At 72.2% G+C, this 24,453-nt stretch carries 22 protein-coding genes; 11 read left to right on the forward strand and 11 right to left on the reverse strand.

Annotation, left to right across the window (positions count from 1 at the left end):
- Positions 1–15: 15 nt before the first annotated feature.
- The 3 genes from NIE79_RS02955 to NIE79_RS02965 all read right to left on the reverse strand — a co-directional run bounded on the left by NIE79_RS02955 (position 16) and on the right by NIE79_RS02965 (position 2,385).
- Positions 16–1,005 carry an ABC transporter permease gene (locus NIE79_RS02955; RefSeq protein ID WP_238677063.1) on the reverse strand — a complete coding sequence of 330 codons (990 nt, stop codon included), beginning with the start codon at positions 1,003–1,005 and terminating at the stop codon, positions 16–18.
- Complete coding sequence (locus tag NIE79_RS02960) at positions 1,002–1,892, reverse strand: ABC transporter ATP-binding protein (RefSeq protein WP_238677064.1); 891 nt, start codon at positions 1,890–1,892, stop codon at positions 1,002–1,004. Before NIE79_RS02960 ends, NIE79_RS02955 begins: the two co-directional genes overlap by 4 nt.
- Positions 1,893–1,977: 85 nt before the next feature.
- Positions 1,978–2,385 carry a GntR family transcriptional regulator gene (locus NIE79_RS02965; protein ID WP_203117807.1) on the reverse strand — a complete coding sequence of 136 codons (408 nt, stop codon included), beginning with the start codon at positions 2,383–2,385 and terminating at the stop codon, positions 1,978–1,980.
- A gap of 266 nt (positions 2,386–2,651) precedes the next feature.
- Between NIE79_RS02965 and NIE79_RS02970 the strand changes: the two genes are divergently transcribed.
- Positions 2,652–3,920: an Nramp family divalent metal transporter gene (locus NIE79_RS02970; RefSeq protein ID WP_238677065.1), complete on the forward strand. Its 1,269-nt coding sequence runs from the start codon at positions 2,652–2,654 to the stop codon at positions 3,918–3,920.
- 92 nt (positions 3,921–4,012) lie between these two features.
- On the opposite strand, the gene NIE79_RS02975 is transcribed toward NIE79_RS02970, so the two are convergent.
- Complete coding sequence (locus NIE79_RS02975; RefSeq protein ID WP_238677066.1) at positions 4,013–4,285, reverse strand: hypothetical protein; 273 nt, start codon at positions 4,283–4,285, stop codon at positions 4,013–4,015.
- 176 nt (positions 4,286–4,461) lie between these two features.
- On the reverse strand, positions 4,462–6,765 hold the full coding sequence (locus NIE79_RS02980; protein WP_238677067.1) for a M64 family metallopeptidase: 2,304 nt from the start codon (positions 6,763–6,765) through the stop codon (positions 4,462–4,464).
- Positions 6,766–7,117: 352 nt separating this feature from the next.
- Between NIE79_RS02980 and NIE79_RS02985 the strand changes: the two genes are divergently transcribed.
- Positions 7,118–8,227, forward strand: coding sequence for a ricin-type beta-trefoil lectin domain protein (locus tag NIE79_RS02985; RefSeq protein ID WP_238677068.1), 1,110 nt, complete (start codon positions 7,118–7,120; stop codon positions 8,225–8,227).
- A gap of 76 nt (positions 8,228–8,303) precedes the next feature.
- On the opposite strand, the gene NIE79_RS02990 is transcribed toward NIE79_RS02985, so the two are convergent.
- Positions 8,304–9,269, reverse strand: a complete 966-nt coding sequence (locus NIE79_RS02990) for a hypothetical protein (RefSeq protein ID WP_238677069.1) — start codon at positions 9,267–9,269, stop codon at positions 8,304–8,306.
- A gap of 145 nt (positions 9,270–9,414) precedes the next feature.
- Between NIE79_RS02990 and NIE79_RS02995 the strand changes: the two genes are divergently transcribed.
- The 4 genes from NIE79_RS02995 (at position 9,415) to NIE79_RS03010 (ending at position 13,421) form a co-directional block, all read left to right on the forward strand.
- On the forward strand, positions 9,415–10,533 hold the full coding sequence (locus NIE79_RS02995; protein WP_238677070.1) for an NHL repeat-containing protein: 1,119 nt from the start codon (positions 9,415–9,417) through the stop codon (positions 10,531–10,533).
- A gap of 29 nt (positions 10,534–10,562) precedes the next feature.
- Positions 10,563–11,612 (forward strand): NAD(P)H-dependent flavin oxidoreductase, encoded by a 1,050-nt coding sequence (locus tag NIE79_RS03000; protein WP_238677071.1) that lies wholly within the window; start codon positions 10,563–10,565, stop codon positions 11,610–11,612.
- Positions 11,613–11,680: 68 nt separating this feature from the next.
- Positions 11,681–12,772, forward strand: coding sequence for an SRPBCC domain-containing protein (locus tag NIE79_RS03005; RefSeq protein WP_238677072.1), 1,092 nt, complete (start codon positions 11,681–11,683; stop codon positions 12,770–12,772).
- Between the two features lie 13 nt (positions 12,773–12,785).
- Positions 12,786–13,421: a CG0192-related protein gene (locus NIE79_RS03010; RefSeq protein ID WP_238677073.1), complete on the forward strand. Its 636-nt coding sequence runs from the start codon at positions 12,786–12,788 to the stop codon at positions 13,419–13,421.
- 45 nt (positions 13,422–13,466) lie between these two features.
- Here the strand turns inward: NIE79_RS03010 and NIE79_RS03015 are convergent, their stop codons facing one another.
- Positions 13,467–15,503: a glycosyl hydrolase family 28-related protein gene (locus tag NIE79_RS03015; RefSeq protein ID WP_238677074.1), complete on the reverse strand. Its 2,037-nt coding sequence runs from the start codon at positions 15,501–15,503 to the stop codon at positions 13,467–13,469.
- A 219-nt stretch (positions 15,504–15,722) separates the two neighbouring features.
- Here NIE79_RS03015 and NIE79_RS03020 point away from each other — a divergent pair, with 219 nt between their 5' ends.
- The 3 genes from NIE79_RS03020 (at position 15,723) to NIE79_RS03030 (ending at position 17,832) form a co-directional block, all read left to right on the forward strand.
- Positions 15,723–16,817 carry a PIN domain-containing protein gene (locus NIE79_RS03020; RefSeq protein WP_238677075.1) on the forward strand — a complete coding sequence of 365 codons (1,095 nt, stop codon included), beginning with the start codon at positions 15,723–15,725 and terminating at the stop codon, positions 16,815–16,817.
- A gap of 281 nt (positions 16,818–17,098) precedes the next feature.
- Positions 17,099–17,320, forward strand: a complete 222-nt coding sequence (locus NIE79_RS03025) for a hypothetical protein (protein WP_030335934.1) — start codon at positions 17,099–17,101, stop codon at positions 17,318–17,320.
- A 353-nt stretch (positions 17,321–17,673) separates the two neighbouring features.
- Complete coding sequence (locus NIE79_RS03030; protein WP_238677076.1) at positions 17,674–17,832, forward strand: hypothetical protein; 159 nt, start codon at positions 17,674–17,676, stop codon at positions 17,830–17,832.
- 173 nt (positions 17,833–18,005) lie between these two features.
- Here the strand turns inward: NIE79_RS03030 and NIE79_RS03035 are convergent, their stop codons facing one another.
- The 4 genes from NIE79_RS03035 to NIE79_RS03050 all read right to left on the reverse strand — a co-directional run bounded on the left by NIE79_RS03035 (position 18,006) and on the right by NIE79_RS03050 (position 21,904).
- Positions 18,006–18,554: a DUF1062 domain-containing protein gene (locus NIE79_RS03035; RefSeq protein WP_238677077.1), complete on the reverse strand. Its 549-nt coding sequence runs from the start codon at positions 18,552–18,554 to the stop codon at positions 18,006–18,008.
- Between the two features lie 240 nt (positions 18,555–18,794).
- Positions 18,795–19,856 carry a Gfo/Idh/MocA family oxidoreductase gene (locus NIE79_RS03040; protein ID WP_238677078.1) on the reverse strand — a complete coding sequence of 354 codons (1,062 nt, stop codon included), beginning with the start codon at positions 19,854–19,856 and terminating at the stop codon, positions 18,795–18,797.
- A gap of 102 nt (positions 19,857–19,958) precedes the next feature.
- A complete protein-coding gene (locus NIE79_RS03045; RefSeq protein ID WP_238677079.1) occupies positions 19,959–20,624 on the reverse strand; it encodes a response regulator transcription factor in 666 nt (221 codons plus the stop codon).
- Positions 20,612–21,904, reverse strand: a complete 1,293-nt coding sequence (locus tag NIE79_RS03050; RefSeq protein WP_238677080.1) for a sensor histidine kinase — start codon at positions 21,902–21,904, stop codon at positions 20,612–20,614. The genes NIE79_RS03045 and NIE79_RS03050 overlap by 13 nt, the downstream gene beginning before the upstream one ends.
- 162 nt (positions 21,905–22,066) lie before the next feature.
- Here NIE79_RS03050 and NIE79_RS03055 point away from each other — a divergent pair, with 162 nt between their 5' ends.
- Together NIE79_RS03055 and NIE79_RS03060 are read left to right on the forward strand one after the other, a co-directional pair.
- Positions 22,067–22,762: an SDR family NAD(P)-dependent oxidoreductase gene (locus tag NIE79_RS03055; protein ID WP_238677081.1), complete on the forward strand. Its 696-nt coding sequence runs from the start codon at positions 22,067–22,069 to the stop codon at positions 22,760–22,762.
- Positions 22,756–24,390, forward strand: coding sequence for an MFS transporter (locus NIE79_RS03060; RefSeq protein WP_238677082.1), 1,635 nt, complete (start codon positions 22,756–22,758; stop codon positions 24,388–24,390). The genes NIE79_RS03055 and NIE79_RS03060 overlap by 7 nt, the downstream gene beginning before the upstream one ends.
- Positions 24,391–24,453: the final 63 nt, after the last annotated feature.

Consider the following 24,453-nt stretch of genomic DNA (forward strand, 5'->3'; position numbering starts at 1 on the left):
GCACCCGTCGCCCAGCTACGCGATCCGGTGGATCCGGCGCACCGCCAGATAGAGCAGGAGTACGGCGAGAGCGACGAAGATGCCCGTCTCGATGCCCTGGAACAGCCAGAACCGGTCCGCCGGCTGGTAGAGCTGCCAGTTGTACGCGCCCGGTTCGAGGCCCAACTCGGCGCCGCAGACCCGACCGTCCGGCCCCTTCCCGCCCGGTGGGCACTGGATCCGGCCGCCCTCCGCGATCATCGTGCCGTCGGGGTTCCGGACGCCCTGCGCGAGGATCCAGTCTCCCCGGCTGACCTCCGGTGGTCCTTCCCCCTCGATCGGGAAGGTCTGGGTCCGGGCCGGCTGATAGTGCCGTCGGGCCAGCAGCTCGACCGCCGCCCGTACGCCGATGAAGCCGGCGAGGGTGATGCCCATGGCGGGCAGCATCCGCTTCCAGACGGTGCCGGCGAAGACGCCCAGCGCCACGGCGAACAGGGTGTACCCGATCGGGACGATGCCCTGCAGATCGAAGACGATCATGCCGAACCGGCCCTCGTGCGCGGCCTTGGTGAGCGGGTCGACCCACCAGGACATGCCCAGCCCGTAGACCGTCGCGAGGATCAGAACGGACCCGATCACCAGACCGAACTTCACCAGCGCCCAGCGGGTCCGGCCGACGCCCTGGGTCCAGACGAACCGGTGCGTGCCCTGCTCCACCTCGCGGGCGACCAGCGGTGCACCCCAGAAGAGGCCGACCAGCACCGGCAGGGTGATCAGCAGTACGGCCACCAGACTGAGGTTGCCGTACTGGTTGCCGAAGCGCCGATAGCCCGCATCGCACGTCTCCCGGGTCGCCTGCGCCACGTCGGCGCGGGCGAGTTGGCTGGCGCAGTCGGTCAGCCCGAGGTCGGAGAAGGTGTGCCGCATCGCCAGGCCGATGGGCACCAGCAGAGCGGCGAGCGCCGCGAGCCCCAGCAGGGTGTAGAACGCCTGCTTGCGATGTTGCCGCCAGGTCAACCAGATCATGCTGCTACCCCCCACTCGCTGTGACTGGTCTGCGTGGTGCCGTCGGCCAGGTAGGCCAGCACGACGTCCTCCAGGCTCACCTCACGGACCGTCCAGTCCGGATCGGTGACCGGCCCGTCGGTGCGGACGAGCAACGTGGACTGCCGGTCGGTGTGGCTGGCCCGGATCACTGCGGCGACGCCCCCGACAGCGCCGCCGTCGTGCCGCGGCCCGACGAGCTGCCGGTGCCCGGCGACCAGGTCGTCGACGGCGCCGGTGAGCTGCACCTGGGAGGCGTTCAGCACGATCAGGTAGTCGCAGACGCGTTCCAGGTCGGCCAGCAGGTGTGAGGAGAGCAGGACTGTGGTGCCCGACTCCGCGACGCTGCCCATCAACGACTGGAGGAACTCCCGTCGTGCCAGGGGGTCGAGGCTGGCGACCGGTTCGTCGAGCAGCAGCAGCCGCGGCTGCTTGGCCAGTGCCAGAGCCAGCGCGACCTGGGCCCGTTGACCGCCGGAGAGCTTGCCGACCGGCTTGTCCGGAGGGATGCCGAGCTGCGCCAGCCGAGTACGGGCCAACGCCGCGTTCCACCGCTTGTTCAGCTTGCCGCCCGCGATGACCAGCTCGGCCGCCGTGAAGTCCCGGTACAGCGGGGTGTCCTGGGCGACGAACCCGATGTCGGCCAGGCCCTCCGTGTCGCCGTACGGGGACCGACCGAACACCCGGACCGTGCCCGCGTCAGGCTTGAGCAGCCCGACGGCCAGGTGCAACAGCGTGCTCTTGCCCGCGCCGTTCGGCCCGACCAACGCGGCGATCCGGCCGGCCGGCAGATGCAGCGAGCAGTCCCGCAACGCCCAGGTGCTGCCGTATCGCTTGCCGAGGCGGTCTGCTTCCAAGACCATGTCCATCCCTTGTCCTCTCGTTCCGTTCACGCCGCCGCCTCGCGGTCGCGTGAGCGCTTGCGGTGCCTGATGGTTCGTTCGCTCTGCTCGCTCATGCGGGCTCCTTCTGCGGGGCGTCGTCGGCGAGGGTGGCGCGCAGCGTCGTCTCCACCAGGGCGATGACGTCCTCGGCCGTGAGGCCGGCCGCCTTCGCCCGGTGCAGCCACGCGACCAGGTCGTCGCGCAGCTCGGCCTGGTTGGGCAGGGACGCGCCGGCCAGGGTGCGCTGGACGAACGTGCCCACCCCGGGTCGGCCACCGACCAGACCCTCGATCTCCAACTCCCGGTACGCCTTCAGCACCGTGTTCGGGTTGATCGCCAGGGATTGCGCGACGTCCCGGACCTTCGGCAACTGGTCGCCCGGCGTCAGCAGGCCAACCCGTAGCGCCTGTTTCACCTGCTGCACGAGCTGCATGTAGGTGTTCACCTTCGACCGGCTGTCCAGTACGAACTCGATCACTCCCGATGATCCTTCCTGTTGTCCTACGACAGTAGGACTAATAGACAGCTTCATCGGTCGCACACCGACTGTCAAGCCCGGCGAGGCAGGTGCTGTCGAGGCGCGGCGCGTCTCGCCCGGCACGCCGCGCGCTCGTCGGCGGCGCACCGGGTCCTGCTCGGCGCGGCGGGCCGGCCCGATGGCACCGGCAGGCCACCGGTTGGCACCCAGGGGTCAGCCCACGGGGAAGGGACCCGCAGCGATCCGCGTGGACGGGGAGGTGTTCGATGGTCACCAACGAACTGACGACGTCGAGGGCGACTCCACTACAGGCCGCCCGCGCCCGGGGCCGCGTACGCGGGCGGTTGATCCTGCTCGGCCCGGCGTTCGTCGCCGCCGTCGCCTACGTCGACCCCGGCAACTTCGCCACCAACTCCGCCGCCGGTGCCCGCTACGGCTACCTGCTGGTCTGGGTCGTGGTGGTGGCCAACCTGATGGCGATGCTGGTGCAGACGCTCACCGCGAAGCTGGGTCTGGCCACCGGGCGCAGCCTGCCCGAACTGTGCCGGGAACGCCTACCCCGGCCGGTGAACCGGATGATGTGGGTGCAGGCCGAGTTGGTCGCCATGGCCACCGACCTGGCCGAGGTGATCGGTGGCGCGGTCGCCCTGTACCTGCTCTTCGGCATCCCCCTGCTGCCCGGCGGGATCATCATCGGCACTGCCGCGTTCGCCGTGCTCGCCCTGCGCTCGCGCGGGTACCGTGCCTTCGAGGTCGTCATCGCCGTCCTGCTCGGGGTGATCGTGCTGGCCTTCGCCGCCAACCTGCTCGCCTCCGGCTCCGACCCCGCCTCGGCCATGGCCGGTCTGGTGCCGCGCCTACAGGGCACGGACAGCGTGCTGTTGGCCGCCGGCATCCTCGGCGCGACAGTCATGCCGCACGTCATCTACGTGCACTCCGCGCTCACCCGCGACCGTATTCCCGCCGCCGACGACACCGAGCGCCGGATCCTTTTCCGCGGTCAGCGCGCCGACGTGCTGCTCGCCCTGAGCGCGGCCGGCGCGGTCAACCTCGCCATGCTGCTGATCGCCGCGGCCAGCTTCCGGGGCGGCGGTCCGGGCGGCGCGGACAGCCTGGAGGGGGTGCACGCCGGGCTCGGTCAGACCATCGGGACCGCTGCCGCGTTCGGGTTCGCCGTCGCCCTGCTGGTGTCGGGGCTCGCCTCCACGAGCGTCGGCACCTACGCCGGAGAGGTGATCATGCAGGGCTTCCTGCGGCGGCGGGTGCCGCTGCTGCTGCGTCGGCTGGTCACCCTGCTGCCCGCGCTGGCCGTGCTCGCCATCGGCCTCGACCCGACCCGGGCGCTCGTGCTGTCCCAGGTCATCCTCAGCTTCGGCATCCCGTTCGCGCTGATCCCGGTGGTCGCCTTCACCCGCCGCCGCGACCTGATGGGCAACCTGGTCAACCACCCGCTCACCACCGCCGCCGCGTCCCTGGTGGCCGTGCTGGTGGTCGCGCTCAACGCGTTCCTCCTCTGGCAGGTCGTCGCCGGCTGAGCCGGCCGGTCGGCGTCGCCGGTTGAGCCGGCCGGTCGGCATTGCCGGTTGAGCCGGCCGGCCAGCGTCGTGGGCTGAGCCGCGCGGGCTGGTCAGGTGCGACGCCCCTCGTCGCGGGCCGGGATCTCCTGGCGCTGTTCGAGGGCGTCCGCCGGGTTGGCGTCGGCTGGCAGCGACGTCACCTCCTCGAGCGTTCCCGCCGGGAAGGCGCCCTGCTCGGCCAGGTCGGCCTCGGCCGCCTCCGGGTCCACGTCACCCGACACCCGGTCCGGCGGCCCGACGTCGAACGCGTCCTGTCGTTGTTCCAGGGCATCCGCCTCCGGCGGAGGGAACGTGTCGCCCTGTTCGTCCCGGTACGTGCTCATCGGAGCCTCCCACCCGGCGGGTGTCGACATGCCGCCGGGCCGCTGCCTACCCGCCAGCGCCGCACTCAGGCCGTCAGCCTGGTCGAGATCTGGGCAGTTTGCGGGATAGTGCTGCCCCCGCAGCGGCGGAAGCAGCACCATCCGACTAGTTGCGCGTTTCGTGAGGGGGTCTGGCGTCACGCCCGGCGGCAGTGGCCTGCGGTGGGCTTTCGTACCGTGGTGGGCGCCCCCAGGTCGACGGGCTTCGGGCCGTCCGAGCAGGCCAACGCGCCCACCTGGCCGCCGGCGAGGATGGGTGCCGACGCGGTACCGGTCAGCGCCAGCGGCCCGGCCACCCGGGCCCCCACCATCGTGACGTGGTCGGAGGTGCCGGTCAGCGCCACAGCGCCGCGTACCTCGGTGTTCAGCACCTCGACGGCGGTCGCGCGGGACGCCGTCAGGTCTCCGGCGATCGAGGAGCTTTGGGCGACCAGGGCGGCGCCGGGCGTGACGGTGACCGGGCCGTTCACTGTGGCCGCGCGCAGGCAGGTGACACCGGCGGTGACGGTCAGCGGGCCGGCGTGTCGGCCGGTGACCACTGTGGTGCAGGCCGGTGGAGGCGGGATCAGCGTGGCCACGAACGCGCGGGCCGGCCCGATGTTGCCGACGGCGTCGATGCCCCGGTACTCGATGCGGTGCCGGCCGTAACCGGGAGACCGTTCGGCGAACGGGGACACGGACAGGCCGCCCGAGCCGAGGTTGCCGTAGACCAGGCCGTCCACGTCGGTGCCGGTGGCGGTGAACAGGAACGGCGATCGGGCGTCGGTGGGCCAGCCGTAGTAGTTGTGCCAACCGTCGCCGTCGAGCCGGAACTCCGAGGTGACCTGGCCGGTGCCGTCGTCGGTGCCGGTCAACCCCATGGTGAACGGGCCGTTGTACACGTACTCGGTGGGTCGGCCGGGCCGGGTGACGGCGAGCAGCGGCTCGGAGAGGGCGTACGCCACGTCGGGCCGCGTCGCGTCGACAGCCCAGGTGCGGGTCACCGCCTTCCCGGTGGCCGGATCGGTGACCCGGGCGGTCAGCCGGTGGGTGCCCCGCGACAGGCGCAGGGCGCCCAGGTTCACGTCCCGGTCGGTGCCGGTGTCGGCCACCGGCCGGCCGTCGAGCGTCCAGCGCACGCGTGGCGCCCGATCGGTGGGCTGGCTGGTCCGCACGTAGACCACGTCGTGTGCAGCGACCGGCCGGTCGGTCGCTGTGGACGCGGTGATCGCCAGCGGCGACTCCACCGCCGGGGTGCGCACTGCGGTGTCCACGGTCCAGGTGCGGGTCTGGGTCAACGCCGGTGAGTTGCGGACCGCCGGGTCGCGGACGAACTCCGTCGGGTCGGTCACCGTGGCGGCCACCGTGTGCCGGCCGGGGGAGAGGCGTAGTTTCCGCAGGTCCAGGTGGCGGGCGTTGCCGGTACGCGGCACCGCACTGCCGTCCACCGACCAGGTCACTGTCAGCGCGTGGCTCACCGGGTGCAGAGTGTCCACCCAGAGCAGTCGGTCCGCGCCAACCGCCTGGTCGGTGGCCGTGCCGCCCTGCACGATGCCGACCCGGGCCGCGATCCGTTCGGTCATCCGCTCCCGGCCGACCTGGTCGAAGTAGAAGCCCAGCGACTTCATCATCGAGTGTCGGCTGGGTCGCCAGACCCCGCGCTGGAGGTACAGGCCACCCTCGTAGCGGCCGATCGTGCCGCCCGCCTCGCTCGGCTCACCCAGCCAGCGCCACCACTTCGCCCGGGTGTCGCGCATCTGCCGCTCGGTCAGCACTGTGTGATGCACCGACTCCGGTTCCGGCCCGCTGTAGGTGTCGCCCGGCACCCCACGGCCGTAGTAGTCGTACTCGTCCTGCAAGCCGCCGAGCGAGTGCCCCAACTCGTGCGGGCTGATCAGCGCGGAGAGCACGTTGCCGCCGGAGGCGGTGGCGTTGCTGCCGCCGGCCCCGCCGTAGGTGCCGCTGTTGGCCAGAGCGATCAGCTGCCGGTTGCCGGGGTTGGTGCCGACGGCCAGGTCGGCGTACGCGTTCGCGGCGGTGCCGTCGACAGTGAGCAGACGTTGCACGCTCGCCGGGTTGCAACCACCCCAGAAACCCATGCCCAGCGCGGTGTCGCGTTGCGGCGCGGACAGACCGGGGTCGCAGTCCACCCCTGACTCCGCCGAGACGATCTCGACGGCGTAGACGTTGAAGTAGCTGCGGTAGGACTTGAACGGCTCGATCGTCCACAGGGTGTTGAGGTGCCGGTCCACGTGTGCTCGAAAGGTGGGCAGGTCGGCCTCTGTGTAACCGTCGCCCAGCAGCACCAGGTTGAACCGCGTCGCCGGGTCACCGGTGACCTGGATCGGCACCACTGTGGCGCCGGGCGCCGGCGTGGCGGCCGGTGCGGCGGCGGCCGGTGTGCCGACCGTCAGCCCCGCCGCGACGAGCGCCGCGACGCACAACCCCGCTCTGATCCGCACCCTGCGCCCCTTTCGTGGCCGGTCGGCCTGGCGGCGCCGGGCGCCGGGCCCGGCGGGGGCGCGGTCGTCCGGGCCTGCCGCGACCGTGGACATCTCGGACCGTACCGGTCTTCAGACCGACAGGTAACCCTCGACGGTCCTCGCCGGACGTCGACGCCGGCCAGATAGAGGCAGGCCCCCCGGACCGCTCGGCGCAGCCAGCCCGGCGTTCGGCTCGCGCCCGCGCCGGAATCGGCTCAGCCTGAACAGCCCATCGTTCACCATCGATGGATGCGTCCGGGCGTGGTCGTCGTTTTCGGCGGACGGCGTACTACCGACGATCCCGGACGACCTTCGAGGAGAGGGATCAACCATGCGATGGAACGCACGACAGGCCGCCGCCGGGGCCTTCGGGCTCGTCCTCGGGGCTGTGCTGGCGCTGGCCCAGGTCGCACCCGCCCAGGCCGAGTCCAACGGTGGCGTACGTGTGATGCCACTCGGTGACTCGATCACCGACGGTTTCAACGTGCCCGGCGGGTACCGGATCAACCTGTGGCAGCGGTTGGCCGGCGGCGGTTACACCGTCGACTTCGTCGGCTCCGGGTTCAACGGGCCGGCCAGCCTCGGTGACCACGACCACGAGGGTCACTCCGGCTGGCGCATCGACCAACTCGACGCCAACGTCGTCACCTGGTTGCGGGCTACCGATCCGCGTACCGTGCTGCTGCACATCGGCACCAACGACGTGAACCAGAACTACAACCTCGCCACCGCTCCGGCCCGGCTCTCCGGCCTCATCGACAAGATCAGGTCGACGGCTCCGGGAGCGGATGTCTTCGTGGCCACCATCACCCCGGAGGCAGACCCGAACCTGGAGGCCCGGGTGCAGGCGTACAACGCGGCGATCCCCGGAATCGTGGCGCAGAAGGGCAGCCGGGTGCACCTGGTCGACATGCACGCCGCGCTCACCACCGCCGACCTCGCCGACGGCGTCCACCCCAACGCCGGCGGGTACGACAAGATGGCGGCCCGCTGGTACGCCGCGTTGCAGTCGGTGCCCGGCAGCCTGGTCCCGGCGGGCGGACCGCCGGTGGGCACCGCCGTCGGCCTGGTCAACCCCGCCTCCGCGCGTTGCCTGGACGTGAACGGCGCCAGCACCACCGCAGGCGCAGCCACGATCATCTGGGACTGCCACGGGGGCGCCAACCAGCGGTGGACCCGCACCGCCGCCGGGGAGCTGCGGGTCTATGGCGACCGGTGCCTGGACGTGAACGGCGGGGCGAGCGCCGACGGTACGAGGGTGCAGATCTGGACCTGCAACGGCACCGCCGCGCAGCGCTTCACGTTCGGCACGGACGGCACTGTCGTGCTCGCCTCCGCCGGCAAGTGCGTCGGCGTGACCTCCGCCGGCACGGCCAACGGCACCACCACGCAGCTCTGGACGTGCAACGGCAGCGGCGCCCAGCGCTGGTCCGTCCGCTAGTGGACGCCCCCGGGCCGGTCCACGTCGTACCGTGGCGGGACCGGCCCCGGGCGGGCAGTGACCGGTCCGAGGGTGGTCAGTCGGCCGTGGCCTCGGGTGTGGTGTTCCGGCGGGTACCGGCGGCCAGCCCCAGCGCCAGCAGCACGCACACGGCGCCGACCAGGAAGAGCAGCGACGCGGCCGGCTGGCCCAGCCACTCCCAGTACGGGTGCCAGGCCGGGTGCGGTTCGCCGAGGTGGTGGTGCAGCAGTTGCGGTGCGGCCAGCGGCACCGGCAGCCACCACAGCACAGTGGCCACACCGATCAGGCCGTTCACCGTGCCGCGGCTACGGCGTCCCTCGGTGCGTCGGCTGGCCCAGCCGAAGACCAGCCAACCGGCCACCGCGCCCAGCACCGTGCCGAGCACTCCGGCGGGGATCACCAGGGGCGGCGGCGCGCGGTGCAGCCCGACGGAGAGGTAGCTGGCGTCGGCGGCTGTCTGCGAGGAGATCGAGGCGTTCAGGATGGTGTCGCCGCGTCGGGCGGTCAGCGCGGTGTCGGTGATCGCCCGCGGGGTGGCGCACATCTTGTCCGCGCAGCTGACGCCATCGGACACCTGTGGGTCGTACACCCGCCAGCCGGCACCGGTCAGGCGCTCCCGGGCCACAGTGACGATCTGCTCGGCGGGCACCGGCGGTGCGCCGAGGGCCCCGGCGCCGGTGGCGCTCTCCTGGTATTCGCCGCCGTCACCGAACACCAGGGTCTTGACGGTCTCCAGGCGCAGCGCGTGCCCGTAGACGACGAAGAGCGCCGGTGGGGTGTCGATCTCACCGAGGTCGTGGCCGGGGAAGACCTGGGTCAGGATGGCGGCGGCTTCGGCCCGGTCGGGTTGCGGCCGGGACGTCTCCCAGGCGGCCCGGCTGGCCAGCGCGCCGGTGAAGAGGCCGCAGACGACAGCGGCGAGCGGCACCCACGCGACGGCGGCGCCACCGGCCGGGCGGCCGAGGCGGCGTAGCAGCCGCCGTCCGAACCGGGTGGCCGGCGCGGTGTCGCTCACGGACATGGCCACCCTCCAGCTTGAGAATCAGGCCGAGCGACAGTACATCGGCCAGGGGTTCCGGCGCGTCCCCCCGATGACCGTCGACGGTGGCCGGGATCGGCCAGGATGGGCGGGTGGCCGGTCACGGTCGCGACGAGGAGGGTGGGCGATGCGGGTACGTGGACGGTTGACCTGGGGGCGGCGTGCTCGGGCGGGGGCGGTGCTGACCGCGCTGCTCGCGGGCGTGGTGCCGCCGGCCGTGGTGCTGGCGCCGGGCGCTGCCACGGCGGGTGCCGCGGCGGCGGGGACGCCGGTCTGCCAGGTGCGCGACGACCGGCTGCGCGAGATCTCCGGGATGGTCGCCACCGACGACGGGTACGTGGTGATCAACGACGGGGCCGACGACGAGGCCCGCCGCCGGATCTTCTTCCTCGACCAGCGCTGCGCGGTGACGCGCACCGTCTCCTTCCCGTCCCGGCCCCGTGACACCGAGGACCTGGCCATCGGCCGGGACGGCACCGTCTGGGTCGCCGACATCGGCGACAACGACCGCACCCGGACGACTGTCGGCGTGTGGCGGCTCGCGCCGGGGGCGAAGCGGCCGGTGCTGCACCGGATGACCTACCCGGACCGCCCGCACGACGCCGAGGCGTTGCTGCTCGACGCGTCCGGGCGGCCGCTGATCGTCACCAAGGGCGGCAGCGGCACTGTCTTCGTGTACGCGCCGACCACCGCGCTGCGGTCGGACGCGACGACGCCACTGACCCCGCTCGGCCAGGTGACAGTGCCCTCGACCACTACCAGCAACCCGTTCTCGTTCCTGGGGCGCGGGGTGATCACCGGCGCGGCGAGCGCGCCGGACGGACGGCGGGTGGTGCTGCGCAGCTACGCCGACGCCTTCGAGTACGACGTGCCCGACGGCGACGTGGTCCGCGCGTTGACCACCGGCACCCCGCGGATCACCCCGTTGCCGGACGAGCCCCAGGGCGAGTCGATCACCTACAGCCGAGACGGCCGCTCGTTGCTCACCGTCTCCGAGTCCGCCGGTCAACCAGCCGGCACCCGCTCGACGATCCTGCGCTACCCGGCCACTGCCACCACTGCCACCGCCGCGCCACCCACGCGGTCCGATGATCCGGTGGCGCCCACCGCGGTCCGTCCGGCCGCCGGAGAGGTCGGCGGCGGAGAAGGTGGGCAGACCTGGCCGCTGGCCCTCGGCGCGGGCACGCTGCTGGTCCTGCTCGGGGTGGCCGCCGCGCTCTGGTGGAGGCACACCGCGCGCCAGTGAGCGGGCCGGGTCTGCGGCAGGATGGGGGGATGTCCGTCCTGTCCACGTTGCGCCACCCGATCATCGCCGCTCCGATGGCTGGCGGCCCGTCCACGCCCGCGCTGGTGGCCGCCGTGTCCGCCGCGGGCGGGCTGGGTTTCCTCGCCGCCGGGATGATCGACACCGGCCGGCTGGTCGCCGATGTCGCCGAGGTCCGGGCGCGTACCGATCGGCCGTTCGGTGTCAACGTCTTCCTGCCCGACCCCGGCGGCGTCGACGAGGCCGCCATCCGGGCGTACGCGGAACGGCTCGCCCCGCAGGCCGCGCAGCGCGGGGTGAGCCTGGGCGAGCCGGTGGGCGGCGACGACGCGTACCCGGAGAAGCTGGCCGCGCTGCTCGCGGACCCGGTCCCGGTCGTGTCCTTCGTGTTCGGGCTGCCCGACCGGGCGGCGGTGACCGCCCTGCGTGAGCGGGGCACCGAGGTCTGGGCCACCGTGACCCGCCCGGACGCCGCGAGCGACGCCGCCGACCTGGGGGTGGACGCGGTGGTGGTGCAGGGCACCGAGGCCGGTGGGCATCGCGGTGGCCTGCCGGACGACGACGACTACGGGTTGCTGCCGCTGCTCCGGCTGACCGCCGCCCGCTGTGACCGGCCGTTGGTGGCCGCGGGCGGCCTCGTCGACGGCCCCTCGGTGGCTGCCGTGCTGGCTGCCGGCGCCGCCGCCGCGCAACTCGGCACGGCCTTCCTGCGCTGCCCGGAGGCGGGCAGCTCGCCGATGCACCGGGCGGCGGTGGCCGGCGCCACGCCGACCGCGTTGACCCGGTCGTACACCGGTAAGCGGGCCCGTGGCGTGGCCAACGACTTCCTGCGTCAGCACGACGCGGTGGCACCGCGCGGTTACCCCCAGGTGCTGCACCTGACGCGTCCACTGCTCGCCGCCGCGCGGCGCGACGCGGACGCGTCGGTGGCCAACCTGTGGGCCGGGCAGGCGCACCCGCTGGCCCGGGACGTGCCGGCGTCGCAGGTGGTCGCCGAGGTGAGCGCCGACGCCCGCGCCGCGCTGGCCACAGTGGTCGAGCGGTCCAGCCGCTGGGGCTGACCAGGACGCCGGCAACCGGCTCGGGCGGGCGGGAGATGGCCAGGCGGGCAACCCGTTAGAGTCTCGCCGTGATCGAGATCGGTGCGCAGGTCGACCTGTCCCACCCGGCTGAGCGGGTCTGGCGCGCTCTGACCGATCGGGAGTTGCTCGGCCGGTGGTTCGCCGAGGCCGAGATGGTCGAGGGCGTACCGGACCGGATGTTGCTGCACACCGCCGGCCTGCCCGGCTTCGAGGCCAACATCGAGGTCGAGGTGACCGAGCGGCAGGAGCCGGACCTCCTCGTGCTGGCCTGCGACGAGGCCGGTCGGCTCAGCGAGCTGACCTGCACGGTCACGGTCACCAAGCAGGGCTGCCGGCTGGAGCTACGGGAGGTCAGCACGCACGGCGCGTGGTCCGCCGAGCAGCACGACCCCCGCGAGCAGCAGCTCCGGCAGGCGCTGACCGTCCGGCTGCCGGCCATCCTCGACTGGATCGCCTTCCAGCAGGTCGACCTGCGCCGCGCCGACGGTGGGATGACGGCGGAACTGCCGCTGATCGGCGTACGCGGAAGGCCCGGCCGCAATCCCCGTCGGCGTCGCACGCTGGTCGCCGTGGTCGCCGGGGCCGTGCTGGTGGCGGGGACGGCGGCATGGGTGACACTGCCGCCCGACGCGAAGCCGGCCGCCGCACCCGCACCGACCGAGACAGCGTCGCCGACCGTGACGGCCGGCAGGACGACAGTCGCCCCCACGGCGACCCCCTCGGCGCGCCCCTCGCGCAGCACCGCGTCGGCGACCGCCCGACCGAGCCGGACCCCGTCGGCGACACCCTCACGGACGCCCGCCTCGGCTACGCCACCTCCGCCACCGACGCCCGTCACGGCCCGCTACGAGACCGAATCCGACCGACTGTTCGGCTACACCGGCGAGATCGTGGTCGCCAACCCCGGCGGCGCACCGGTGGCGGACTGGGCAGTGGTGGTCACCCTCGCCGAAGGCACCACTGTCGACGACGTCGACGGCGCGAACTGGCGACAGGACAAACGGGTGATCACCTTCACCGGCGCCGCCGTGGCGGCCGGGGGATCCCAGACGATCAGCTTCGACGTCCGCGACAGCCGGCCGAAGGCCCGGGAACCGGAGAGCTGCACGATCGGCGGGCAACAGTGCGCGGGCCTCTGACTAGGCTGCCGTCATGGCACTGCTGCACAGGGCGACCCTGCACCCCACGAAGCTGGACCTGCTGACGGCCTGGCTGCCCGGCCGACAGTGGTTCGCCGGACCGACCGGCGTCGAACTGGTGAGCCGGGGCGCCTACCGGTTCGACGACCCGGCCGGCGAGGTCGGCATCGAGACGATGCTGGTCGGTGCCGCCGACGGGCCGGTCCACCATGTTCCGCTCACCTACCGCGCCGCACCCCTCGACGGTGCGGACGGCTGGCTGGTCGGCACCACCGAGCACTCGGTGCTCGGCCGGCGCTGGGTGTACGACGGCTGCGTCGACCCGGTGTACGCCGCCGCGCTCGCCCACGCGATCTTCACCGGCAGCGGCCAGGCGGAGCAGTACTTCGAGGTCGACGGCCGGCGCGAGGTGCGTGAACCGACGGTGACGGTCGTCGTCGACGGTGCCGCCGACGCCCAGGTGCCGGCCGTGGGCGCGGTGCGACGGGTGGTCGACGAGGACCGCACGCTCATCGGCACCGACACCGTCGAGCTGGTCGTCGTGCGCAGGCCCGGAGCCGGGGCCGACGGGCCGGCCGGGGGCACGCTGAGCGGCAGGTGGCACGGTCAGTCCACCACCGTGCCGCTGGCGTACGTCAGGACGCGCTGATCTGTGCGCGGTGGGCGGCCCGATCGCTCGGGCCGCCCACCGCTGTCACCACTGCGCCGGAGGCGGGGGCGGCGACACGGGCGGCCGGTCGTCGCAGGTGATGGTGTTGGGCAGCAGCCACGGCGCGAGCCACCCGCCGTCGTTGCCGCCGAGGTCGGTCAGTGTGAACTCCGAACCGGCCGGGGTGAAGTGGAACGATCCGCAGTTGTTGACGCCGACAGCCCCGACGTTGCGGGCGTCCACGTTGGCGAACGAGGCCGACCCGGCCGCGCGGGCGCTGACCACCGAGGTGCCGGTGCCGTCGACCCGGACGTCCCGGAACCGCGCTTCGGAGATGGAGTAGAGGTCCTTCACCGGCCAGTCGCTGACCAGCATGATCGCGTTGTACGTGTTGTCCAGGTACGCGTCGCCGGTCACCTCGATGGGCGCCTCGATGCTGCGATCCAGGGCGAAGACCCAGATCGCGCCCAGCCCGATGTTCCAGTTCAGCTCGTACGTGCCGGCGCGTGCGGTGGTGTTGTTGGTGAACCGCAGGTACCCGGTGAACGGCTCCGCGCCGAAGCGGGCCCCGGCGTGCAGGCCGCTGCCCTCGCGTACCGGGTCGGCGACCAGGTTGTGCGAGACGGTGGTGTCGGTGCCGCCGTAGATGGCGATGCCGTTGGCCAGCGTCGGTGACTGCACAGTGTTGTGGTCGAACGTGTTCCGCGCGTTGGCCGTCTTCTCCGACCACATCGCCAGGCCGTCGTCGCCGGTGTTGCGGACGAAGTTGTGCGACACCAGGGAGTCGGTCACGCCGGTGTGGAAGTTGAGCGCGTCGGCGATCTGGTCGACGATGATGTTGTTGGTGACCCGGACGTTGCGCATGGGGCCGTCGAACCACAGACCCGCCTTGGTGCGGTGCAGGTAGAGCCCGTCGATGGTGGAGTCGCTCATCGCTCCGCCGATCGCGTTGACCTGGTCGGTGTCGATGCGCTCCCGCACGTCGCCCTCGATGGCGAAGCCGGAGAGGTGCACGTTCCGGCTGCCGCCGTCGGCGGCGTCCCGACCGTAGAACCCGACTCCGGTGTGCACCGAGCCGTCCGGCGCGGGAGTCGGCAGGGCGACCTCGCGGCCCTTGATGGTGGTGTACCAGTTGCCGGCGCCCTCGATGGTCACGTCGTCAACGATGATGTGCCGGTTGACCTGGTAGGTGCCCGGCGGGATGTACACCTTGAGGTGGGCGCGCCGGGCGAAGGCGATGGCCCGGTCCAGCGCGTCGGCGGAATCCCGCCGGCCGGTGGGGTCGGCGCCGAAGGCGAGCACGTTCGCGGCGAGCAGCCGGACGTGCGGCGGCGCGACCAACTCGGAGTCGAGCAGGTCGATGACAGTCCACGCGGCGGCGCTACCGGGCGGCGCGGTGAGCCGTACCTTGTCGCCGGCCCGGTAGGTACGCCCGAGCAGCAGCCGCTGCTCGTCGTAGTAGTGGGTGGGCCGGAACGGCTTGTCGATGCTCGGGGACGGCGTGGTGGCCGACGGCACGCACTGGCACTCGGTGATCCACCAGTCCGGGTGCAACAGCCCAGCCTGCGGGTCGTTGGTGAACGGGTACTGGTTGTAGAGCCACGAGTACTGCGAGGTGAGCGTCATGGTGCGCAGGTGCTTGCCGTTGACGGCGACCTTCAGCGGCGCGGTGATCCCACCACCCTGCGGCGCGTCCGGGATGCTGTACCGCACGGTGATCCCGTTCGCCGCGCTGGGCAGGACGAACTCCACGTACTCCCCGGGGGTGAGCCGGACCGCCCGGCGGCCGGAAGCCTCCGCGGGCAGTGTGTAGGCGGACCGGTCGGGTCCGATGATCTCGCCGTTGGTGCGGGCGTTCTCCGCTTCCTGCTCGAGGAAGTCGACGTCCGCGCCGCGTCCGGCGACCAGCGCCGGATCGAGGGCGGCCCGGGTGACCACCGGCTGCGCGCCAGCGGACCCGGGTGGACTGGCGGCGGCCGCGGTGGGCCCGGCGACCAGTACGGCGAGACCGGCCGCGAGCGCGACGGCGGTGCCGCTGGGCCGGCCGGGGCGTCCCCGCGCCGGCGTGAGGCTGCGAAACATCGGTGACCCTCCTGGGTGGGTGGTGGTGGAGGTCCGCCTGGCGATCCCCCGACGCCCGACATTGATCGTCATGATGCAGCACCGGACATGGCACTGCAAGACGCCTATCGAACAACGAAAATAAACGACTATCAGGCCGCAAGAAATGGACGGTCGTCGAGTTGAGGTGTCGCGCGTCGGCCACCCCGACCAGCTCAGGCCCGGCGTAGGCTGGTCCGCGTGGATCAAGAAGACCGGATTGCCCTCTTCCTCGACTACGAGAACCTCGCGTTGGGCGCGCGCGACCATCGCGGCGGCGCGGCCTTCGACTTCCGGCCCATCGCCGACGCGCTGGCCGAACGAGGTCGGGTGGTGGTCCGTCGGGCGTACGCCGACTGGTCCTACTTCGACGAGGACCGCCGGATGCTCACCCGGTCCCACGTCGAGCTGATCGAGATCCCGCAGCGGATGGGCGCGTCCCGTAAGAACGCCGCGGACATCAAGATGGCCGTCGACGCCATCGAGTTGGCGTTCGAACGCGACTACATCTCCACCTTCGTCATCTGTAGCGGCGACAGCGACTTCACCCCGCTGGTGCACAAGCTGCGCGAGCTGAACAAGCGGGTCATCGGCGTCGGGGTCGAGGGGTCCACCTCGGGCCTGCTTCCCCCGGCGTGTGACGAGTTCCTGTACTACGACCGGCTGGAGGGCGTGGACATCCCGCCGGCCCGCGGCCGGCGCGGTCGTCCCACCACCCGGCAGGCCGGCGCGGAGCAGCGCCCACCCGAACCGGAGCGGGAGCACGAGCCGGAGGTGGACCGCCGGCCGGCGGGGGAGGAGCCCGGCCGCGACGTGGACGCCCTCGCCGTGTTCGTCGCCCAGTCGGTCGCCGGGTTGCAGGGCAGCGCCAACGGTGAGGTCACCGCCTCCCGGCTCAAGCGCACTCTGCTGCGCAAGGACCCCACCTTCAGCGAGTCCGACTACGGCTTCCGCACCTTCGGCGAACTGTTGCGCCACCTCGCCGAGCGCAACGTGATCGAGCTGGCCGAAGGCCCGGCGAAGGGCGACCCCGAGGTCTCACTGCCCGAGCACGGCGACCGGGAGGTGGCGTTCGGTCTGCTCCGGGGCGTCGTGGCGGACCTGGGCAGCAGTGGCAACCCGGTGGCGTTGTCCGGGTTGAAGAACCAGGTACGCCGGGCCCGCCCCGACTTCAGCGAGAAGAAGCTCGGCTACCGCAGCTTCCTCCAGTTCTGCAAGGCCGCCGCCACTGCCGGCGTACTGGACCTGCGCTGGAGCCCCGAAGCCGACGACTATCTCCTGACAACCCAAACCTGACCACCCCGGTCTCCCGAGCGCGTTGATCAAGAGGTTTGCGTCACCGGGAACGCGATTCGTGACGCCAACCTCTTGATCAATAACGGCTGGGGGTGGGAGTTGCGGGGAGGGTGCAGAGTGGGGGCGGGCTCCTGATTCGCAAGTCAGGAGCGGGAGAACCGCCCGTTATGGTTTCGAACCGTCAACGGTTGGGCCGAAATGCGCCTGGAATGTCGCTCTTGCCCTGGTCCGGGCATACCTGCGCCGTACCCTCGGCGCGGGAATTGCTATACGGTCGGCGAATGAAGGTGGAGGAACACTGGTGGAACGGAGACACGACCCCGCGCGGGCGCAGGGACGTGTACATCCGTACTGACGGGCAGGGTTGGGAGGTCCGCGCCCAGATCGGTGGGGCGTCGGGTCGTGAGCGGGTGCAGCAGTGCCCCAGCCGGGCCTCGGCGGCCATCCTCGCCGACGCCTGGCGCGGCACCCACCCATCCTGGCGCGAGCTAAAGCAGCGCTGATCCGGCACCGGGCCGGGTCGGCAACGCTCCCGGGCTCCAGCCCGGCGCGCCCGCCGACCGGCCCGGCGCTCGGTACGTTGGTCCGCCGCAATCGCTGAGCGATTCACCCGCCGATCACGTCCAGCTCACCGGTCACCGCTTCTGAAGCATGACGGAAGCAACGTCTGCCAGAAGGGCCAACGCCCCAATCCACCACTCGCCGATCGTGCAGCTTCGGTCGCCGAGATGCGCGGAATGCCCCTACGTCGAGCCAGTAGGCGCACGATCGCGTCCAGGGATGGTCGCGGACCCCGTGTCTCCGCCGTTAGTCCGGGTACACGGAGGTTTGCCGGTCGCGCCTGATGGAGGTCCCCATGTCGCAGGGTCCCGACGAGGAGAACCCCAGGCTCGACGAGGAGGTCCGGGAGGCCGAGCGGAGGCTCGCCGACCTGGCCACCTCGTCGGACGACGCGCTGACCGACGACGACGCCCGGGCGCCGGACGAAGCCCGCTCCGAGCAGAACGCCGACTGAGGCTGCCTGAACCGGACGGTAGACATGATCCACTCGACTTCGGTGACATTGCGGTGTTGGAGGCGGTCTGACCCCGCGCCTTCCCGGAAACCGAGTCGATCAACGTGCTGGTCGCCCAAAGAGCTGCCAACGGGGCCTGCCCGGCGTCCTGCCGGACAGGCCCCGACGGCGGGTCAGCGCTTCAGCGTGAAGGTGAAGTCCCCGGAGAGCTTGCCGCTCAACCGGAACGCCGAAACGACCTGCCCCTCCGTGATCAGTCGGTCGACCTCGCCCCGCGACAGACCGCAACCGTCAGCGATCAGTCGTGTCGGCCGGACCGGGATCCGTGCCGCGTTGCGGACCGCGACGTCGATCACGTCGAGGTCCAGGTGATCCGATCCGCCGGTGTCGAGACGCCAGGCGTTGTCCCAGTCGAGGACGAATCGGTTTCGGTGCTGGACGGCCGGATCCTGAAGCAGTTCGGCGGTCAGGCCGGGGTCGTTGGCATGGAGCCGGTCCAGCAGTTCGGGTGGGATGGAGCGCACGGTCATCCGCTCCAGGACCGTGAGCTTCGCCGTCTCCCCGCACTCGGCGCAGAGCACGAGCAGCCAGACGTCGAGCAGTTTGTGGTTGGCGTTGACACGGAACTTGCCGCTCGCCCGAAGGCATGGGGACGCGCATGCGTGGCAACGGCGGCGAATGATCGGTAGGCAGGTGGGCACGACGGCCCAATTTTTGAGCACAGAAGTACACCGGTTTCAGTGAGAAGTCCGCAGCAAAAAGGAGCGCGGCGCAGCTGCGCGACGCGCGACAGATCAGCTCTCGGGAGGTCTCACAGGGTGTACAACGGCACGTCCTTGCCTAGACGACCTGGTTGCGCAGCACGGTAACGGCGCGCGGCGGCGCCGTTCCACTGGTTTTCGCGTACGCGTCAGGAGCCCGGGTGGCGGGAGGTGCCGACCGGTCGGGGTGTCAGGCCCCGGTCAGACGGTCGGGACCGGCAGCACCACGCCCTCGGCCGCCGACCGGTGCGCCAGCTCGATCAACTCAACGGTGTGGACCGAGTCCCGGGGGTCCACCGGCATCGGTGTGCCGTCGCGCAGCGCAGCCGCCACCTGTGTGTAGAAGCTTTGGTACGCGCCGGGCTCCGTCGGCACCGGCCGCAGGTCACCGTCGACGCCGAGCAGGCCGTAGCGGTCCGGCGGAACCTCGCCCCAGCCCGGCTGGTCCGGTCGGCCACCGTCGCGCAGCGCCGCCTCCTGCACGTCCAGCCCGTAGCTGGTGTAGCCGGCCCGGTCGCCCAGCACCCGCAGGCGCGGCCCGAGTTGAGCGGTCACCGCGCCCATCCACAGGTGCGAGTGGACCCCGTTGGCGTGGGTCAACGCCACGAAGGCGTCGTCGTCGACGGCCGCGCCCGCGCGGCGGCGGTCCACCTCCGCGTAGACGCGGTCGACAGGGCCGAACAGCTGCACCGCCTGGTCGACGAGGTGGGCGCCGAGGTCGAAGAGGGCGCCGCCGGCCTCCTCCGGACCGGCGAGCTCCCGCCAGCCCGGCTTGATCGTCGGACGGAACCGCTCGAACCGGGACTCGAAGCGCAGCACCTGCCCCAACTCGCCCTGCTCGACCAGGCGGCGGACGGTCAGGAAGTCGCCGTCCCAGCGCCGGCTCTGGAAGACCGTCAGCGGCACCCCACTCTCGGTCGCCTCGTCGATCAGCACGCGGCCCTCCGCGGCGGTCGGGGAGAGGGGCTTGTCGACGACGACCGGCAGGCCGGCGGCGAGCGCCGCGCGCGCCATCGGGACGTGCTGCCGGTTCGGCGTCGCCACCACGACCAGGTCCAGGGCGTCCGGGGTACGCCACAGCTCGTCGGCGTCGTCGACCAGGCGGGCGTCCGGGAAGTGCTGTCGCGCCTGCTCGCGTCGCTGCGAATCACGGGTCACGATGGCGTCGAGCCGCAGCCCGGGAGTCGCGCCGATCAGCGGCGCGTGGAACACCCGGCCCGCCAGCCCGTACCCCAGCAGACCAACCCGCAACGCCTTCGCCATGCCGTGCCCCCGTCTCCCTGGTCCGCGCCCTGACCTGGCGTCGGTACCGCTGAGAGGAATCTACGCCGCTGGCGGTAGGGCTCCATCTGGGCCCGGCCCCGCTCAGGTCACCGGGTCGGCGCGCAGGTAGGTGAGGACCGCGAGCACCCGACGGTTGGTGTCGTCGCTGGGCGGCAGGTCGAGCTTCAACAGGATGTTGCCGACGTGCTTGCCGACCGCCGCCTCGCTGACGTGCAACCGGCCGGCGATCGACGCGTTGGACCGCCCCTCGGCGAGCAGCGCCAACACCTCGCGTTCCCGAGCGGACAGCGCGGCGAGCGGGTCCCGGGGGCGGTGCAGAAGCTGCCGGACCACGTCCGGGTCGACGGCGGTGCCGCCGCCGGCGACCCGACGCAGCGTGTCGACGAACTCGGTGACCTCGGCGACCCGGTCCTTGAGCAGGTAGCCCACCCGTTGGCCGTCGCCGCTGTCCAGCAGCGCCGCCGCGTACCCGGTCTGCACGTACTGACTGAGCACCACGACCGGGAGGTCCGGTCGCTCGGTGCGCAGCGCGACGGCCGCGCGCAGCCCGTCGTCGCGGCGGCCCGGCGGCATCCGGATGTCGGTCAGCACCAGGTCCGGTTGGTGGTCGCGGGCCGCAGCCAGAAGGTCCGGCGCGGAGCCGACGGCCGCGCACACGGTGAAGTCGAAGCGGGTCAGCAGGGCGACCAGACCCTCCCGCAGCAGCACCTCGTCCTCGGCGAGCACCACCCGGGTCACCGACGACATGGCAGCTCCACCCGGACCACTGTAGGCCCGCCGGGCGGGCTGGACAGCAGCAGCCGGCCGTCCACGGCGGCGACCCGGTCGGCGAGCCCGGTCAGGCCCGTGCCCCGGGCCGGGTCGGCGCCGCCGTGACCGTCGTCGGTCACCTCGACGACGAGGTCACCGCCGACCCGGCTGAGGCGTACGTCGGCGCGGGTCGCCCGGGCGTGCCGGGCCACGTTGCCCAGCGCCTCGGAGACCACGAAGTAGGCCGTCGTCTCCACGATCTCCGGCAGCTCGTCATGCGGTTCGGCGTGCACGGCGACCGGGATGGTGGCGGCGTCGGCCAACTCGCGTACGGCGCCGGCCAGGCCGAGGTCGGTGAGGCTCTGCGGGCGAATGCCGTGCACCAACTGCCGCAGCATCACCATCAGGCCCCGGGCCTGGTCGTGCGCCACGGCGAGCGGTCGGGAGGCGGGAGAATCCTCGGGTACGTCCAGCCGGGCCAGCCCCAGCTGGAGGGTGAGGCTGGTGAGCCGGGGCTGTGCGCCGTCATGCAGGTCGCGCTCGATGCGGCGGCGTTCGGCCTCGTACGCGCCGACCAGTCGGGTGCGGGAGCGGGTGACCTCGCGCAGCGCCGCCGCGTCCACCGGGTGGGCCAGCAACCACCGGGCCACGGCTGCCTGGACGGCGGCGAGCAGACCGGCGGCGTACCAGAGCACCGGGATCAGCAGCACCCCCACAATCGCGTACGGAATGGCCTCCCCGGTGCTGTCGATCGGCTGCCAGATCACGACCGGCTGGTTGGGGTCGCCGGCCAGCCAGGGGCTGGTGATCATCCCGAGGTCGAGCAGCACCAGCACCAGGAACACCCAGTAGGCGACCGGCGTGAACCCGCCGAGCCAGAACAGGTATGCCACCTCCCGCCAGGTCGCGGCGCTACGGTAGCGGGCGACCAGGCCCGGCCACGGCGACGAGGGCAGCGGGCGGTTGTCGACGAGCCCGACCCTCCACCGCTCGACGGCGGCCACCGCGAAGCTCAGGAGCGGGGCCAACGCCAGCAGGATGATGCTGCCGGTGATCAGGAACAGCATCAGCGCGATGCTCGGCGGTCGGCCGTGCTGCCGGAGCGCGCTGAAGACGGGCAGCATGGGTCCGCCGATGATGAGCAGCCCGACGGCGAGCACGCCGGCGATCGGCACCGTGGTCACCAGGTAGGCCAGCGCGCGCCAGGGCCACGCGGAGATCAGCCAGCGGCGGCGGCGCAGCGCCTCGGCCAGGTGCGAAGGGTGTTCCGTGGTCATGCAGCAGACGCTAATCGGGAGCGGCCGGGTGCCCCAGCCGTCCAGATCCACTCTTCGGGGTATGCCCAGCACTACCCGCGAACGGGTGTGCGGAGCCCGAAAACGGGAAGAACGCGCCGTCGCGCGGCTCGCGTGACCTGTGCTGGCGGCGGCTGGAGAGACATGGGTGCCAGAACCTTCGTGGTGGTCGGCGGGACGAGCGGTCTCGGCCTCGCGGTGGCCCGACTGCTCGTCGACGAGCATCAGGTCGTGGTGTTCGGCGACGTGCCGGCCGAGGTCGCCGCCGCGACCGACGAGCTGGGTTGCGACGGCGCCGTCTGCGACATCTCCTCCTACGAGCAGGTCCGTGACGGGTTCGCCGAGGTGGTCGAGCGCTACGGAACTATCGACGGGGTGGCGGCCTGCGCCTCCATGTGGGCGGGCGGCGACCTGGGGGACCTGTCGGTGGAGCACATCCGCCGGGCCGTGGAGATCAACGTCCTGGGCATCACGTACCTGTTGCGGGAGTCGGTGCAGCACCTGCACCGGCAGGGCCACGGCAACGTCGTCTACATCGGCGCGCTGGCGCTGGCGGCACCCCGGCCGGGCATCCCCGTGTATCGAGCCACCAAGAGCTACGGCAACAGCCTGGTCGACTCGCTGGCCGAGGCCCAGCACAGCAACCGGGTCAAGGTGATGCAGCTGCATCCCGGGCCGATGCCGACGCGGCTACAGGAGCGGGTGGGCGCCGAGTTCCTGGACGAGGTGTACGCCATGCCCGAACAGGTCGCCACCGAGGTCGTCCGGCTGCTCTTGCTCGAACCCGACGACCTCTACGTCTCCGGTGAGCGCGTGCTGCGCGCGGACGGGCGGTGGTGACGGCCGCAGCCGGACCCGCCGACCGTCCGGCCTCGGCCTGGGCGCCGCTGCGGACGGCGGTCTACCGCAACCTGTGGCTGGCCCTGCTCGCCGCGAACGTCGGCACCTGGATGCAGACCGTCGGCGCGCAGTGGCTGCTGATCAACCACTCCAACGCCTCCACCCTTGTGGCGTTGGTGCAGACCGCCAGTCTGCTGCCGGTGCTGCTGCTGGCGTTGCCCGCCGGGGTGCTGGCCGACAGCTTCGACCGCCGGCACCTGCTGATCGCCGTGCAGCTGTTCCTGGTGGCGGTGGCGGTGGCGTTGACGCTGCTCACCCTGGCCGGCCGGATGCCGCCGGCGCTGCTGCTCACCCTCACCTTCGCGTTCGGGGTCGGGCAGGCGCTGACACTGCCGGCCTGGGCGGCGGTGATCCCGGAGTTGGTGCCGCAGGAGCAACTGCGCTCGGCGTCCGCGCTCGGTTCGATAAGCGTGAACGTGGCGAGGGCGGTCGGGCCCGCGGTGGCCGGCGTGCTGATCGCCCGTACCGGCGTCGCCCCGGTCTTCGGCATCAACGCGGTCGCCTTCGGGATCTTCGCGTACGCGCTGTGGCGCTGGCGGCCGGGTAACGCCCGCGCGGTCGAGGTGCCCGAGCGGTTCACCGCCGCGTTGCGCGCCGGCAGCCGCTACGTACGCCACTCGCCGACCGTACGCCGGCTGTTGCGCCGTGCGCTGGTCTTCGTGGTCCCGGCCAGCGCGCTGTGGGCGTTGCTGCCGTTGGTGGCGAGTCGGCGGCTGGGCCTGGGCTCCGGCGGGTACGGGGTGCTGCTGGCCGCCCTCGGCGTGGGCGCCATCGCGGGTGGCGTGCTGCTGGCCGTGATCCGCACCCGGCTGTCGGCCAACCAGCTCCTGCTGATCGCGGGGGCGCTGTTCACAGTGGCGTTGACAGTGGTCGGCACCGTGCGGGCGGTGCCGCTGGTGCTGCTCGCCCTGCTGCCCGCCGGGATGGCCTGGGTGACGGTGCTGGCCAACGTCAACGCCGAGATGCAGCTCTTCCTGCCCAGTTGGGTACGGGCCCGGGGCCTGGCCGTCTACCAGGTGTGCTTCGCCGGTGGGCAGGCCGCCGGCGCGCTGCTCTGGGGTCTGGTGGCCGAGATGGCCGGGCTGCTCCCCGCGTACCTGGCGGCGGCGGCGCTGATGCTTGTCGGCACCCTGACGAGTCGGATCTGGCCGTTGCCGGACCTGCGGTCGGTGAACCGGGAACCGGCGGCCTACTGGCCGCAACTGCACCTGGCGCACGAGCCGGACCCGGGGGTGGGGCCGGTGCTGGTGACAGTGCAGTACACCGTCCGGCCGGAGCGGACCCGACGGTTCCTGGCGGCGATGGACCTGGTGCGGGGGGCGCGGCAGCGGACCGGCGCGATGCGCTGGGGGCTGTTCCGCCCGGCCGAGACTGTGGACCGGTTCGTCGAGGTGTATCTGGTGCCGTCCTGGGACGAGCACCTGCGTCAGCACGGTGGCCGGTTGACCGGTGAGGACCGCGCGGCCGAGCAACGGGCCCGGGAGTTGACCGACGGGGAACCGGAGGTCCGACACCTGGTGCCAGCCGCCGCCGGTCCGACGCTGTCCGACGACCGCGAGGCGCTCTGACAGCGCGCGGGAGCAGGCTGGCGCGGGCGTACCGCGTACGGCCGCGTTGTTAGGATGGCCGCA

It is taken from the genome of Micromonospora trifolii (assembly GCF_022229005.1).
Classification (GTDB): Bacteria; Actinomycetota; Actinomycetes; order Mycobacteriales; family Micromonosporaceae; genus Micromonospora; species Micromonospora trifolii.

What these genes read in the sequence shown, in the direction of transcription:
- NIE79_RS03050 (WP_238677080.1), bottom strand. Translation starts at nt 21,904, where the DNA reads ATGACCACGGAACACCCTTCGCACCTGGCCGAGGCGCTGCGCCGCCGC.
- NIE79_RS02995 (WP_238677070.1), top strand. Translation starts at nt 9,415, where the DNA reads ATGCGGGTACGTGGACGGTTGACCTGGGGGCGGCGTGCTCGGGCGGGG.
- NIE79_RS03015 (WP_238677074.1), bottom strand. Translation starts at nt 15,503, where the DNA reads ATGTTTCGCAGCCTCACGCCGGCGCGGGGACGCCCCGGCCGGCCCAGC.
- NIE79_RS03030 (WP_238677076.1), top strand. Translation starts at nt 17,674, where the DNA reads ATGTCGCAGGGTCCCGACGAGGAGAACCCCAGGCTCGACGAGGAGGTC.
- NIE79_RS02960 (WP_238677064.1), bottom strand. Translation starts at nt 1,892, where the DNA reads ATGGACATGGTCTTGGAAGCAGACCGCCTCGGCAAGCGATACGGCAGC.
- NIE79_RS03040 (WP_238677078.1), bottom strand. Translation starts at nt 19,856, where the DNA reads ATGGCGAAGGCGTTGCGGGTTGGTCTGCTGGGGTACGGGCTGGCGGGC.
- NIE79_RS02975 (WP_238677066.1), bottom strand. Translation starts at nt 4,285, where the DNA reads ATGAGCACGTACCGGGACGAACAGGGCGACACGTTCCCTCCGCCGGAG.
- NIE79_RS03045 (WP_238677079.1), bottom strand. Translation starts at nt 20,624, where the DNA reads ATGTCGTCGGTGACCCGGGTGGTGCTCGCCGAGGACGAGGTGCTGCTG.
- NIE79_RS02985 (WP_238677068.1), top strand. Translation starts at nt 7,118, where the DNA reads ATGCGATGGAACGCACGACAGGCCGCCGCCGGGGCCTTCGGGCTCGTC.
- NIE79_RS03055 (WP_238677081.1), top strand. Translation starts at nt 22,067, where the DNA reads ATGGGTGCCAGAACCTTCGTGGTGGTCGGCGGGACGAGCGGTCTCGGC.
- NIE79_RS02990 (WP_238677069.1), bottom strand. Translation starts at nt 9,269, where the DNA reads ATGTCCGTGAGCGACACCGCGCCGGCCACCCGGTTCGGACGGCGGCTG.
- NIE79_RS02970 (WP_238677065.1), top strand. Translation starts at nt 2,652, where the DNA reads ATGGTCACCAACGAACTGACGACGTCGAGGGCGACTCCACTACAGGCC.
- NIE79_RS03010 (WP_238677073.1), top strand. Translation starts at nt 12,786, where the DNA reads ATGGCACTGCTGCACAGGGCGACCCTGCACCCCACGAAGCTGGACCTG.
- NIE79_RS03000 (WP_238677071.1), top strand. Translation starts at nt 10,563, where the DNA reads ATGTCCGTCCTGTCCACGTTGCGCCACCCGATCATCGCCGCTCCGATG.
- NIE79_RS03025 (WP_030335934.1), top strand. Translation starts at nt 17,099, where the DNA reads ATGAAGGTGGAGGAACACTGGTGGAACGGAGACACGACCCCGCGCGGG.
- NIE79_RS02955 (WP_238677063.1), bottom strand. Translation starts at nt 1,005, where the DNA reads ATGATCTGGTTGACCTGGCGGCAACATCGCAAGCAGGCGTTCTACACC.